The following is a 13,448-nucleotide window of genomic DNA, read 5'->3' on the forward strand; positions in this document are numbered from 1 at the left end:
GCGGATGATCCGCCGGGCCCTTCCTGCGTTTCACGGCTCAGCCGAGCAGCTGCAACGGGATCTCGCGCTCGACGGCGGACCCGCCGTTCGACTCCACGCGGAAGGCCTGGCTGCCCGGGCGCTCCGCGAAGCCGCCGCTCAGCTCGCCGTCCCGGAAGAGCAGGGCGGCGTAGTCGTCGACCGCGTAGCCCGCCGGAAGAGAACCGTCGGCGACCCAGCCCAGGTACCGCTCGCGGCGTCCCGGCTCGCCGCGGTAATGCGGGCAGGCACTCCCCCGCAGCAGGCCGAGCCCATCGTTCAGGGGAGCCAAGGGCCCGAAGGAATCCGTCGACGACGCCTCGTACCAGCAGTTCATCCCGGCACTGATGCCCGCCAGCACGGTGCCCTGTGCCGCAGCCTGCTCGACCAGCTGCGCCACCCCGTGCCGTCTCCACAGTTCCAGGAGAGGTTGACGGTGGAGCCGCCGCCCACATAGATCACGTCCTGGTCGAGGAGCATGGCCGGGTCGGTGTATCCCCACGGGTCCCGGCAGAAGAGCGAGAGCACGGACGTCGTCGCGCGCCCGCGGAAGGCGTCCTCGAAGCGCCGGATGTAGCCCTCGGCGTCGCCGCTCGCGGTCGGCACGAAGCAGACTTTCGGCCGGGACGAGCCGCTCAGGGCGAGGATCTGATCATCGATCAGCGAGGCGCCGTCCTCGGACATGGAGAACCCGCCACCGCCGAGCGTCACGATGGTGCCTCTCATGGCACGCGGCGCAGCCACTCGGGAGTGGAGAACTTGCTCGCGGCGAGCTCGCGTGCGGCGGCCAGCTCGGCGTCGCTGAGTTCGGCTCGCACGGCGCCGTAGCGTTCGGCGAAGACCTCCATCATCACGTCGATGATCGCCAGCCGGTCCAGGCCCGCCTGGCGCTTGAGTGGATCGACGCGCTTCTTCGCGCTCCGGGTGCCCTTGTCCGAGAGCTTCTCCTGCCCGATCCGCAGGACCTCCACCATCTTGTCCGCGTCGATGTCGTAGCTCATGGTGACGTGGTGCAGCATGCCGCCATTGGCGAGCCGCTTCTGGGCCGCGCCACCGATCTTGCCCTGATCCGTGGCGATGTCGTTGAGGGGGACGTAGCGGGCCTTCACACCCACCCGTTCGAGGGCCTCGATGACCCAGGCATCCAGGAACGCGTACGACGCTTCGAAGCTCTGGCCGTCCACGAGGCTCTGCGGCAGGTACAGGGAGTAGGTGATGCAGTTGCCGCCCTCCATGAACATCGCCCCACCGCCGCTGATGCGGCGCACCACGTTGACGTGGTGGCGGGCGACGCCCTCGGGGTTCAGCTCATTGCGGTACGACTGGAAGCTGCCGATGACGACGGCGGTCTCCTCCCAGTCCCAGAAGCGCAGCGCGGGACGGCGCTCCCCAGCCCCCACGGCCCGGGTGAGCACCTCATCGAGGGCGACGTTGACCTCAGTGGGCAGGACGCCGGGGCCGATCAGCTCCCACTCGTGATCCCGCCAGGTGCTGGCCAGGCCCAGGGCCCGCCGGACGGCCGTGGCGACGGATTCCGGGCTGAAACCGAAGAGCTGCGCATTGACCGGCAGCGCGTCTTTGATCCGGCCCGCGAGGACGCTGGAGGGAGAATCCGCGGGCGAGCCTTCGATTGCGGCGTTGATGGCGTCCAGGGCCTCATCCGGCTCCAGGAAGAAATCCCCGCTGATGGAGACGCCCGCCAGTTTTCCGTCGCTCACCTCCAGGTCCGCGACGACCAGTTTTCCTCCGGGAACCTTGAACTCACCATGACGCTTCGGCATGTTCTCCAGCCTATCGCCCTGGGCTTGTGGGGTGACGCAGCCTGCCCGTTGACGCGGCTGGCCCGTTAACGCCGGAAGGGGCCACAGCCGAGCTGTGACCCCTTCCGGGAAGGCAAGGAGATTACTTCTTGCCGAAGCCCTTGAAGCGAGCGTTGAAGCGCTCCACGCGGCCGGCGGAGTCCATGATGCGCTGCTTGCCCGTGTAGAACGGGTGCGACTCAGAGGAAACTTCCACGTCGATGACGGGGTAGGTGTTGCCGTCTTCCCACTCGATGGTCTTCGAGGAGGTCGCGGTGGAACGGGTCAGGAACTTGACGCCGGAAGCCAGATCGTTGAAAACGATGGCCTGGTACTTCGGGTGGATATCAGACTTCATCTTGGGGCCTTTGTTCGCGCCACTGGATTTTGCCAGCAGCAGGGATGATTCGGTGGCCATGACGGCCAGCTGTCAACTCTACAGCATCGGCCCCTGCCCGGGCCAACCGGAGAGGTCAGTTGATGATCTCCGCGCGCTCGTCCGCTCGGATCGCCGCGAGCCGGTCGCGCCAGCCCTTCAGCGCCTCCGGGGTCAGGCGCGTCCAGTCGGTCACTTCGCCGAGAATCCGCAGGGGTTCCGTGCTGCGGTAAGACCGGGTGGGGTTGCCGGGGAACTTCTTGTCCGTGACGTTCGGATCGTTCTCGAACTCGCCGGTCGGCTCCACGAGATACACCCGCGGTTCACCCTCCCCTGCGGCGAGTTCGGCGGCCAGCCCGGCCCCGTCCCGCAGCGCAGTGAAGTAGATGTGGTTCATCACGATCTCCGGCTTGTAATTGGACCGGAACCCCGCTGTGAGAAGATCTCCGGCCTTCAGATCGGCCTTGGTGCCGTGGTAGAACGGCCCCTCATCCAGTGCTTCGCTCATGAGACCACGGTAGCAACGCGGACCAGGTCCCGCACCGGCTGTCAGCGCGCCCGCAGCTCCCAGAACGCGACGGCGGATGGCGCCGTGATGCTTGCAGTCATTTCAGTTCCCGGAGTTGAGTATCTGAATCAGATTTGGCCTGTCTCACCTTTCGTGTCCACTCTTCCAGTTCATCCGCGCGCTCCGCTCGCGTCTTCCCACGTTTTCCAGCCTTTGGAACGAACAAGAAAATGGTCAGTACGCAGCTTAAGCTGAAAACGAGCAACGCGAGGTAAGGACCAGCGAGGGGAATCAGCCACAGTGCAAGCGCTAGCAATGTTCCTAGTGCGAGGCATCCGAGAACTTCACTTCCACTGGGAATGGTGAGAAAAATAAAGAACCAAGCTACCGCCACGATAGGGCCTACGGTCGGAATGGACCAGGTAAAAATAGCAACCAGCAACCCCAGCACGAGGAAGCTGAACCACTTACCGAACGTGCCGTATTCTGTATCAACGTCGGGCGACTTTCGATTGATCGAATGAGCATCGGCAGTCAACCGCTGGCAATCAGCGCACCGGCTTACGGTTTCATGGGACCGATGAGCAACTGCGCACAGCCCGTATCGAGATGCGGAATCGAACGAATTCTTAGCAGTGCGAAATGGGTTAAATGCGCGTCGCATCTTGCGTGGAACAAGTAGCCGAGTGACGAAACCCATATTTCCCCCTAAACTGATGCGGACACCGACAGCCCCGCGGGCTTCATTCTTACTCGAAGTTCTAATCGCGTCCAGCTACTTCCCTCACACATCCTCTTCACTCAGGCTGCGCCTCTCTGATAGGTAGCCTTAAATACGACATCTTCGAGCCAGTGCTTGAAGCTCTCGTTGTCCTGGAAGGCTTTGAACAGCTGAGTCTCGTCAGAGATGAGACCGAGCATGGCTCTGCCCAGCGCCCTGTTCATCTCTACACGCGCGTTCACGGGGTCATCGTTGGCCTGCGCGTTACGGTACGCCTCGTCCTCCGCGACGAGGCGCGGGATCTCCTCCGTGATGCGGCGCTGGATCCGGTCCCCGTCCTCCCACTCGATGTTCCCGAAGTAGTCGTTGAAGCTCTTCACAATCTCCGAGAGCCGTTCGAGCTCGGCGTCGGCTCGATGCCCGCCGCCTGCGGCAGGGACGGGCGCGAGCTCGCCGTCTTCGTCGTCGAGTGCGATCTTCATCGCATTCTGTTTCTCGGCCCGGTACGACTCCAGATCGATGTTCTCCAAGATGCCGGCGGCCAGGTCTTCCTCCTTGGGTGCCGGAAGCTTCGGCACGAGATGGTCGAGGAAGATCGAGCGCTTCTCCCACTCGGGGCTGCCGTACGGAAGGACGGTGGATAGGAAGTTGTAGGTGCGCAAGAAGGCCTTGGCGTTGGCCTTGAACGACACCTGGTCATCTTCGTCGGGAAGCTCCACGTACTCGGCCACGCAGACGTCGAGGAGAGGGTCAAGCTTGTCGCGGCTCTCCCCCGCAAGGTATCGAGTGACGAACTTGTCGACCCGCTCGGGCGTATAAATAGGAGCCGCGTCGAGCTCATTGACGAGGTCGTGCAACTTATTCGGGTCGGTTTCCTGCGCCAGCAAGGTGGTCCGGTAGTACGGCTCGAATGAATGCTGGATGTCCTCGGCGTCGTTGGCGAAATCGAGCACGAAGGTGTCGTGCTTCGCGGGATGCGCCCGGTTTAGTCGTGACAGTGTCTGCACGGCAAGTACGCCTGAGAGGGTCTTGTCCACGTACATCGTGTGAAGTAGCGGTTCGTCGTAGCCCGTCTGGAACTTGTTCGCGACGACGAGGATCCGGTAAGGCTCGGTCTTCACGTGCTCCGCGATGGCATTCGAGGGGAATCCGTTCAAGCTCGCCTCGGTGACCTTCTGGCCCTTGTAGTCGTGCTCGCCAGAGAAAGCGACGACTACCTGATACGGGCTCTTGCGATCGATGAGCGCATCCCGCAACGCGTGGAAGTACTCGATGCAGCGCGCGATCGACGCCGTCACGACCATCGCCCTGGCCTCACCGCCGATCTTGCGCTTGGCGACCACTTGGGAGTGGAAGTGCTCGACCATGATGGCGGCCTTCTGCGCGATCGCGTGCTCGTTACCCTCGACGTACGCGCGGAGCTTCTTCGACGCACGCTTCGCATCGAATTCGGGGTCGTCCTCGACGGTCTTCATCAGCTTGTAGTAGCTGCCCACCGGCGCATAGTTACCCAACACGTCGACGATGAAGCCTTCCTGGATCGCCTGCTTCATCGTGTACGAATGGAACGGCCGGTGGCCGACCTCTCCGTCGGGCTGCGCGAATGCTTCGCCGAACATCTCGAGCGTCTTGTTCTTCGGCGTCGCCGTGAACGCGAAATAGCTGGCGTTCGGCAACAGCTTCTTGCTCTCGATGATCCGGTTGATCTGGTCCTCGACCGTGTCCTCGTCGGTGGCGCTCGCACCGGACAGTGCATGCGACACTGCCGCGGACGTCTTGGACCCCTGGGATGAATGCGCCTCGTCGATCACGATGGCGAACGTGCGATCGCGATGATCCGCGCCGATGTCGTCCAGGATATAGGGGAACTTCTGCACCGTGGTGAGGATGATCTTCTTACCCGCAGTGATCGCGCGTCGCAGGTCGCCCGATCGGTCGGCGTGGACGACCGTAGAGCCGACCTGCAGGAACGACTTGATCGTCTGCGTCAGCTGATTGTCAAGGATGACCCGGTCGGTCACGACGATGATCGAATCGAACGCAGTCCGGCCGCCGTGCGCAGCCTCGGTGAGCTGGTGCGTCAACCAGGCGATCGAGTTGGACTTCCCGCTGCCTGCAGAATGCTGGATCAAATAACGGCGGCCCGCGCCATTCGCTTCGACCTCGGCAAGCAGTCGGCGGACGACGTCGAGCTGGTGGAAACGAGGGAAGATCGCCTTCGACTTTTTCTTCCCCGTTTTCTGATTCTTCTCGACGACGACCTGCGCGTAGTTCTCGATGATCCCCGCGAGGCTCTCCGGGGCGAGCACTCGCGTCCAGAGGTAGTCCGTCATAATCCCATCGGGGTTCGGCGGGTTGCCGGCACCGTCGTTGAAACCCTGGTCGAAAGGAAGGAACCACGAGGAAGACCCCTTGAGCTCGGTGCAGAACCTCACTCTCTGGTCGTCAAGCGCGAAGTGAGCGATCGTCCGCCCGAACGCGAACAGCGGCTCGCGCGGATCCCGGTCGCGCTGGTACTGCTGCACCGCATCATCGACCGTCTGTTTCGTGATGTTGTTCTTCAGCTCGAACGTAAACACAGGCAGACCGTTCACGAACGCGACGAGATCGACCGAGTCGCCGGTGTTGCTGACACTGTGGTGCACCTGCCGAGTGATGACAAACCGGTTGGCGTTGAACAGCTCGACGGCCTTCGGGTTACCTGCTGCAGGCGTCGGGTAATACAGATCGACGTGGTGTCCGAGATGGTCGACACCGTTACGGAGCACATGGACGACTCCGCGCTTCGTGATCTCACCTTGGACCCGGGCCAGGAACTTGTGGCGTGTGGGCGAATCATCTGCGAGTCCGAGCGAATCGATAAGCCCTGCCTGCGTGGTCTCGACGAAGGTAGCGAAGTTAACAAGGTCAAGGGCATACGAGGCGGCGTAGTCTCTCGGCGAACCTTCAGCCCAGCCTCCCCCGACCATCTGCTTGACGATGAGCGCCTCCAGGCTCTCCTCATTGAGATACTGCATGCTCACTCCTCCAAATTCTCGCTCAGTGCTTCCTCGAGTTCATCGTCGAGGCTCGTCCCAAGTTCGTCAAACATCTCGGGCAAATCCGGCAGATCCGCAGCAATAGCCCGAACATCAACTTGCCCCGTTACCACATCGGCGACAAGGCGAGTGCGGAACTCCTGCAGTAGTACCAATTCCTGGTTTATCCTGGACACCGTTTCAGAGGTCATCTCTCGAACCTTACGGAGCTTTCCAAGGATCTCGTCCTGCAAAGACAATTCAGGCACACGTACAGGTATCGCGCCCACGTCACCTACGCGCAGGTGCCCTACGGTGCTACCGTTCATTGCGACGCTAATAAATTCCCTCGCTGGCGAATCATAGAGTGCGCGCACCAAGAACTCGGCACGTATCAATGCAGGATCCGGGCGGTACATCATCATTCGTTGACCGAGGCACACGTCGACGCCGCCGGGGACTAGTGCCGCTTCTCCCGCCGGAGCTTCACGCGTAAAGAGAACGTCGCCGACCCCGGGAACACCGCGCTGCGTCCACTCACGAAAGTTCTCCTCGTTGGTAGGGTAACTTCCCTCCATGGAGAACTTCCCGTCCCTGACGCACGTGGTGCGGATGACATGAAATCCTCCCTCCGCGACATATTCGGGGGTTCGGTTTTTACAATCGATGATGCGAATACATACGTCTTTCGCGCGAAGTATCGGCGCGTCCAGCGCAGAGAAAATTGAGCGAACGAGCACTGCTTGTTCCTCTTGTAGCAGCGCGATGATTCGGCGCTTCGCGGCGACGGCTTTGTCGATGCGGGAGTTCGCATGGCCGAGATACTTCACGATCGCGGCCTGCTCACTTGCCGTGGGAACGGGAAGCATCTGAGCGCCGAACATCTCGAAGCGAAAGTCTGTCGACCTCTCCCGCACGCCCTTCGAGAGCGCGAGAATCCAAGAACTTCGAGCCATTTCGCGAACGACAGCAGCGTAGTAGTACGGGTTCGCATTTTGTCTTGGCACACAGACGCTATAGACAGGGGTACCTTTCCCGTCGCTATCTGAGACCCCAACGGCTCCGGCGAACGCGTCCATCGCGTGGATCACCAGGTCGCCCTTTCGGATGCCCTGGTATCCGATCTCTTTCAATGACTCTGTAAAACCCGTTGACCGCCGTCGACTCCTGAGCGTGACCATGCCATCCCGAAAGCACGTGACGACCCCGTCAGACGCCATGGGCTCACGGTGAACGCGCACAAATAGGGATTTTCCCCGTTCAAGACCCCAATGGCGGGGCAACTTGGGTGCCCAGCCCACAGGCGTCTCGGTCATGTCCGCGTACTCCGGCAACTGATGGAACATTAGTTGTCCTCCCCAATCCCCGCAGCGCGAAGCAGGTCTGCAGGGTTCCACACATGGTTGGCGATGGCGCGGTACAACTCGCCACGCTCCGTAATCGACTCAGCGGTGAAGGCCTCGTACGGGCGGAAATCGAGTCCGCTGTCGGCCACGAAATGCAGGAAACCAGGATTCTTCTCGTACGCCTGCGGATCGAGTGATGCGGCGAGCAGATTCTGAGAGTAGTAGCGCGGACGCTTCTGCTCATAGGTGTCGTCGCTGTAGCTGCCGTTGTGCTGCTTGGGGAGCAGCAGCAGGTCGCCGATGCGGTTGCGGTGGCGCGCGAAGTCGGACTCATGCGGGAACTCGTCCGCGAACCGGCTCGGGTGGTTTGCCCAGATGTGCTCGACCTCGTACCGCACGCCGTTGCTTCCGGTCAGCTCGACGTAATTCGATGCTTGTCCAGAGCGCGTCGTGACGTGGTCGGTGATGCGGGCGAGGATCCGATGCAGCTGTGCTCGGTTCTGCTGGTGCACGACGAGGTCGTCGTTCGTGTCGAACTTCTCCCCTTCGTTCGCCAGGTAGCGGTGGAGCTCCCGGGCGAGCTCCCCCACCCTGAGCCCGCGGATGCGGAACATGAGGGTCGTCATCGCATACTGCATCGTGGAGTAGTCGGTGGAGCGCGAGTTCCAGATGCGCCAGGCGAGCAGGATGTCGATGAACCGGGCGACGATCTCCAGCTTCGCGTCGACGGTCGCGGCGTTGTCCTCGACGCGCAGCGGCGCGAGCAGCATCTGATCCTGCAGGGTGAAGCGGTGATCTGCGTTGAACCGGATGAATCGCAGCGGGCTCGCGGCGTCATACGATGCCTCGGCCTGTGAGATGCGCTCGTACTGGCGCGCGTAGAAGTCCAGATCGCGGGTCACGAAGTCGCTGAACGCGTCGGACGACACCAGCCCGATACGCTTGGCGTCGTTGCGCAGCCAGCGATGGAACTCAGTGCCGATCCGATCCCAGTCCTGGGGCTTGGCGTCCTTCTTCCGCTCACGGATCTTGGTGGCGTACTGGCTGCGCAGCCAAGTCTTCAAGAAGTCGGAGCTGAGTCCCTCGCCGAGGTCTTCGAGTCGGCGCATCCAGGACCGCCAGAGGTCGTTGGCCTTCGCGCGCGGTGTCCCGCCATCGATGTTCGCGAGCAGGTATCCCTTGAGCATGTCCGCCGGCGTGAGCTTGAGTCCGCGATCGTTCATCGTCTCGAAGATCGCGTACGCATCGTCGTCGTTGTAAGCGGTGATCTGCACGATCTGGACGCGGTCTTTCAGCCAGTCGATGAAGTAGGGCAATGCCTCGCCCTTGAGCTCGTCCGGGAAGAGCCCCTCGATCTCGGCATACCGCGCGACGAGCGTGCGCACCGACTCGACGGACTCGGCAGGTGCTTCGAACTCGCCGGTCTCGAAGAGCCCGTACATGCAGTCGGTGCGGTCGGGGACGTCAAGGTTGAACGACCTCTCGCCGTACGCCTCGGAGTAGATTAGCTCGTCGATCTTCACCTCTGGGGTTCCGAGCTCTGCCTGCAGACGTCGGAGGTAGGTGAGGAACAGGGTAAGGGTGGTGAGCCGCTGCTGTCCGTCGACGACGAACGGCTGGTTGCCCTTCTGGGAGACGATGATAGAGCCGAGGTAGTAACCCGGGGTAGCCACCGACGGTCGTCCGCTTGTGGTCCGGGCTGTACAGCTGCAGGAACTTCCCCGTGAGGTCGGTGATGAGGTCGGAGAGCTGCTTCGATTCCCACTTGTACTCGCGCTGGTAATAGTCGATCGAGTACTTCTTGTCCTTCAGCACCTCTGCGATCGTCTTCGCGACTCCGTCGATGCTGTTCGCTCTTTCGCTCATGCGAGGTCCCCCGCGATCTCGGAGATCAGGTTGTCGGTCTCCGCCTCCAGTGCACGGATGTCTGCCTGGATCTCGGCCAGGGTGCGCATGGGGGCGGGCTTGTAGAAGTGACGCGTGAAGGAGATCTCGTAGCCGATCTTCGTCTTCGAGTCGTCTATCCAGGCGTCCGGCGCATACGGCCCGACTTCCCGGCGGAAGAACGCCTCGACGCCGTCAACGTAATCTCCGGCTGGCTCGGTCAGCGGCACCTGCTCGGTGTCGCGCAATTCCATGTCGGGCTCGTACTCAACCACTCGAGTGCGACCGTCGATGACCGCTTCATACCGTCCGTGCAGTGGATCGGGCTTCGCCGAGTCTGGGAAGGCCTTCCGGATGACTGGCGGCGCAGTTTCGTCACGCACACCGTCCTCCTTCAGCTGCTTGATTTCTTTCGCGGTGTACACGTGGTTCGGATCAGTTCCGGCGATTCGGAGTGGACGCTCGACGATGATCTTGCGGTAGCCGAAGTCGACTCCGTCGAAGACCTTCGAGTGATCGGTGTCCGCATACTCGTCAAACGCCGCGAAGGCCTCGAGCACCTTGTCGGCGTCGGAGGCGCTGACCTCCACGCCCTTCTCACCAAGGTTCTTGCGCAATGGTGTCGACCATCCCGTCGCATCGATGAGCTGCACTTTGCCGCGCCGGCGCTCCTCCTTGCGGTTCGAAAGCACCCACACGTAGGTGGCGATGCCAGTGTTGTAGAACATCTTCAGCGGAAGCGCGACAATGGCCTCGAGCCAGTCGTTCTCGATGATCCAGCGGCGGATGTTGCTCTCACCCTGGCCGGCGTCACCTGTGAACAGAGAAGAACCGTTGTGAACGGAGGCGATGCGTGACCCACGAGCCGTGTCGTGCTTCATCTTCGAGATGAGGTTCGCCAGGAACATCAGCTGACCATCACTGCTGCGGGTGACGAGCGAGTACTCGGGGTCACCAGCGTGCGTGACGACGAACCGCGGGTCGATGATCTTTTTCGCCCCGCCGAGCCGGTCCCGGTCCGTCTTCCAGCTCTTGCCGTAGGGCGGGTTGGAGAGCATGAAGTCGAACTCCTGCCCTGCGAACGCGTCGTTCGAGAGGGTCGAGAACTCGGGCCCCCCGACGATGTTGTCGGCTTCGGCACCCTCGCCCTTCAAGATCAGATCGGCCTTCGCGATCGCGTAGGTCTCCGCGTTGATTTCCTGGCCGTAGAGGTGCGTGGAGATCTTCTTGCCAGATGGCTCCGTGAGCTGCTTCAGGGTCTCTTCGGCGACGGTGAGCATGCCGCCGGTGCCCATCGCGCCGTCGTAGAGGCGGTAGGTTCCCGAGGGGATTTCGTCGGCGATCGGCTCGAACATCAACCGGGTCATCAGGCGCACGGCATCGCGGGGCGTCCAGTGCTCGCCTGCCTCTTCGTTGTTGTCCTCGTTGAACTTGCGCACAAGCTCCTCGAAGACAGTGCCCATTCCGTGGTTGTCGATCCCGCGCGGGGACAGGTCGAGATCGGGGCTGAGGAACTTCTCGATCAGCGCGCCAAGAGCATCCGCCTTGGTCAGGCGCGGAAGCTGGTGGCGGAACTCGAAGTTGTCGATGATCTCCTGCACGTTCGGGGAGAAGCCGTCGAGGTAGGCCTCGAAGTTCTGCCGGAGTCGTGTCGAGTTCGCGGTGCTGCGAAGGTCCTTCAGCGTGAAGCCGGAATGGTTGTAGAAGTCCTGCTTCGCCGCTTGCCGGAGTGGTCCATCTTGATTGGCGATGCCCGCGGCATCGAGCGTCGCCTTCATCGCCTTGACCGCGTCACGCGTGGGCTCAAGGACGCTGTCCAGGCGTCGCAGCACCGTGAACGGAAGGATCACGTCTCGGTACTTACCTCGCACGTAGAGGTCACGAAGCACGTCATCGGCGATGCCCCAGATCAGAGAGACGATGCGTGCGTGGTCAATGGCGTTATCAGGCAAAGCACTTCCTTCAGGTCTTGCGAGAAGAGCAGTTTCAAGGCATGCATAGCTGTGCTGCGTTCAACCGCATGGACAGGATATCGCTCGCTTCTGGTTGCCGCTGACCGGCCCGGCATTGGTTCTTCGCGTCCAAGCCGAAGGTGCATCCAACGAGCACGTACAGTTGATCGGCTCCGTTCGAATCTCTTCTAGGTCATGACGGGAGACGGTCCCGCACCGCTCGTCAGCGCGCCCGCAGCTCCCAGAACGCGACGGCGGACGCCGCCGCCACATTGAGCGAGTCCACGCCGGGCCGCATGGGGATCTCCACCGCGACGTCGGCCGCCTCCAGCGCCTCGGGCGTGACGCCGGCGCCCTCGGTCCCGAGGATCAGGGCGAGCCGCTCCGGGCTGCGCGCCGCGAGAGCGTCGATGGTCAGGGACTCCGGCGTGAGCTCCATGGCCGCCACCGTGAAGCCCGCCGCCTGCAGCTCCCCGATCCCGTCGGGCCAGGAGTCCAGCCGGGCCCACGGCACCTGGAAGACCGTGCCCATGCTCACGCGGATCGACCGGCGGTACAGCGGGTCGGCGCAGCGCGGCGTCACCAGCACCGCATCGATGCCCAGGCCGGCGGCGCTGCGGAACATGGCCCCGAGGTTCGTGTGGTCCGTGATGTCCTCCAGCACGGCGACCCGCCGCGCGCCGTCGAGCACCTCCTGCAGCGCACGGGGCGCGGGCCGCTCCATGGCGGCCAGGGCGCCCCGGTGGAGGTGGAAGCCGGTGATCTCCTCCAGGACCGCGGACTCCCCCACGTACGCCGGGACGTCGGGGAACTGTTCCAGGACGTCGGCGAGGTCCTTGATCCACTTCTCCGTGAGGAAGAAGGAGCGGGGGCGGTGACCGGCGGCGATGGCCCGCCGCACCACGCGGGACGACTCCGCGATGTACAGGCCGCGCTCGGGTTCGGTCTTCAGGCGCAGCTGAACGTCGGTGAGGTTGCGGTAGTCGGCGATCCGGGGATCGGAGGCGTTCTCAAGGGCGATGAAGGGCACCCAAGGATTATGCCAGCAGCTTGCCCAGCATCACGGCCAGTGCCAGGAGGCCCAGCACCACGATCACGGTGCGGAGCACCACGGGCTTGAGCTTCTGCCCGATCTTCGCGCCCAGCAGGCCGCCGATCAGGGACGAGACGGCGATGAGGGCCACCACGGGCCAGCTGATCCGGTCGAAGGCGAACAGCAGATAGGACACCGCCGCGACGACGTTGACCGCGAGGACCAGGAAGTTCTTCATCGCGTTGGCCTGCTGCATGGTGCCGGCCATGAAAACACCGAGGATGCCCACCAGCAGCACGCCCTGAGCGGCCACGAAGTAGCCTCCGTAGACGCCCGCCAGGAACACCAGGATCAGGAGCAGGACACCGTGGTTCTTGTCCTTGAGGGCGTTGCCCGGCACCTGCTCGCGGTTCCGGACCCAGCGCTGCAGCCGGGGCTGGAAGACCACCAGGAGGAGGGCGCACACGATCAGCACCGGGGCGACGTACTGGAACACCTCCTCCGGGAGGTGCAGCAGGAGATAGGCGCCGGTGACCCCGCCGAGCAGGGAGGCCGGCATGAGGGTGGCCAGCGACCGCCAGCGGCCCTGCAGCTGCTTGCGGTACCCGAGGGCGCCGGAGACGTTGCCCGCGATGAGGCCCATGGCGTTGCTGATGGATGCCGTCACGGGAGCCGTGCCCAGCGCGACCAACACGGGGAACGTCACGAGCGTGCCCGAGCCCACCACCGTGTTGATGGTCCCGGCCCAGATGCCCGCGAGGAAGATCAGCGCGCCGTGCAGCCACTCCATGACG

Annotated in this window: 12 protein-coding genes; all 12 read right to left on the minus strand. The window is 63.0% G+C overall.

Annotation, left to right across the window (positions count from 1 at the left end):
- Nucleotides 1–37: 37 nt before the first annotated feature.
- Nucleotides 38–418, minus strand: a complete 381-nt coding sequence (locus tag QFZ52_RS07825; protein ID WP_307497053.1) for a Type 1 glutamine amidotransferase-like domain-containing protein — start codon at nt 416–418, stop codon at nt 38–40.
- Nucleotides 352–729 carry a Type 1 glutamine amidotransferase-like domain-containing protein gene (locus QFZ52_RS07830; RefSeq protein WP_307497055.1) on the minus strand — a complete coding sequence of 126 codons (378 nt, stop codon included), beginning with the start codon at nt 727–729 and terminating at the stop codon, nt 352–354. Before QFZ52_RS07830 ends, QFZ52_RS07825 begins: the two co-directional genes overlap by 67 nt.
- Before the next feature lie 11 nt (nt 730–740).
- Nucleotides 741–1,799, minus strand: a complete 1,059-nt coding sequence (locus QFZ52_RS07835) for a lipoate--protein ligase family protein (protein ID WP_307497056.1) — start codon at nt 1,797–1,799, stop codon at nt 741–743.
- A 121-nt stretch (nt 1,800–1,920) separates the two neighbouring features.
- Nucleotides 1,921–2,175: a type B 50S ribosomal protein L31 gene (locus tag QFZ52_RS07840; RefSeq protein ID WP_066213029.1), complete on the minus strand. Its 255-nt coding sequence runs from the start codon at nt 2,173–2,175 to the stop codon at nt 1,921–1,923.
- Between the two features lie 115 nt (nt 2,176–2,290).
- Nucleotides 2,291–2,701 carry an NAD(+)--rifampin ADP-ribosyltransferase gene (gene arr / locus QFZ52_RS07845; protein ID WP_307497057.1) on the minus strand — a complete coding sequence of 137 codons (411 nt, stop codon included), beginning with the start codon at nt 2,699–2,701 and terminating at the stop codon, nt 2,291–2,293.
- A gap of 97 nt (nt 2,702–2,798) precedes the next feature.
- Nucleotides 2,799–3,239, minus strand: coding sequence for a hypothetical protein (locus QFZ52_RS07850; protein WP_307497058.1), 441 nt, complete (start codon nt 3,237–3,239; stop codon nt 2,799–2,801).
- A gap of 263 nt (nt 3,240–3,502) precedes the next feature.
- Complete coding sequence (locus QFZ52_RS07855; RefSeq protein WP_307497059.1) at nt 3,503–6,439, minus strand: type I restriction endonuclease subunit R; 2,937 nt, start codon at nt 6,437–6,439, stop codon at nt 3,503–3,505.
- Between the two features lie 2 nt (nt 6,440–6,441).
- Nucleotides 6,442–7,572 carry a restriction endonuclease subunit S gene (locus tag QFZ52_RS07860; protein ID WP_307497060.1) on the minus strand — a complete coding sequence of 377 codons (1,131 nt, stop codon included), beginning with the start codon at nt 7,570–7,572 and terminating at the stop codon, nt 6,442–6,444.
- A gap of 212 nt (nt 7,573–7,784) precedes the next feature.
- Nucleotides 7,785–9,458, minus strand: coding sequence for a DUF262 domain-containing protein (locus QFZ52_RS07865; protein ID WP_307497061.1), 1,674 nt, complete (start codon nt 9,456–9,458; stop codon nt 7,785–7,787).
- A 189-nt stretch (nt 9,459–9,647) separates the two neighbouring features.
- Complete coding sequence (locus QFZ52_RS07870; protein WP_307497062.1) at nt 9,648–11,621, minus strand: type I restriction-modification system subunit M; 1,974 nt, start codon at nt 11,619–11,621, stop codon at nt 9,648–9,650.
- A 223-nt stretch (nt 11,622–11,844) separates the two neighbouring features.
- Nucleotides 11,845–12,651: a TrmH family RNA methyltransferase gene (locus QFZ52_RS07875; RefSeq protein ID WP_307497063.1), complete on the minus strand. Its 807-nt coding sequence runs from the start codon at nt 12,649–12,651 to the stop codon at nt 11,845–11,847.
- A 7-nt stretch (nt 12,652–12,658) separates the two neighbouring features.
- Nucleotides 12,659–13,444: a sulfite exporter TauE/SafE family protein gene (locus tag QFZ52_RS07880; RefSeq protein ID WP_307497064.1), complete on the minus strand. Its 786-nt coding sequence runs from the start codon at nt 13,442–13,444 to the stop codon at nt 12,659–12,661.
- Between the last annotated feature and the right edge of the window lie 4 nt (nt 13,445–13,448).

The sequence above is a fragment of the Arthrobacter woluwensis genome, from assembly GCF_030816155.1.
Classification (GTDB): domain Bacteria; phylum Actinomycetota; class Actinomycetes; order Actinomycetales; family Micrococcaceae; genus Arthrobacter_E; species Arthrobacter_E woluwensis_A.

What these genes read in the sequence shown, in the direction of transcription:
- arr (WP_307497057.1), bottom strand. Translation starts at nt 2,701, where the DNA reads ATGAGCGAAGCACTGGATGAGGGGCCGTTCTACCACGGCACCAAGGCC.
- QFZ52_RS07840 (WP_066213029.1), bottom strand. Translation starts at nt 2,175, where the DNA reads ATGAAGTCTGATATCCACCCGAAGTACCAGGCCATCGTTTTCAACGAT.
- QFZ52_RS07835 (WP_307497056.1), bottom strand. Translation starts at nt 1,799, where the DNA reads ATGCCGAAGCGTCATGGTGAGTTCAAGGTTCCCGGAGGAAAACTGGTC.
- QFZ52_RS07855 (WP_307497059.1), bottom strand. Translation starts at nt 6,439, where the DNA reads ATGCAGTATCTCAATGAGGAGAGCCTGGAGGCGCTCATCGTCAAGCAG.
- QFZ52_RS07880 (WP_307497064.1), bottom strand. Translation starts at nt 13,444, where the DNA reads ATGGAGTGGCTGCACGGCGCGCTGATCTTCCTCGCGGGCATCTGGGCC.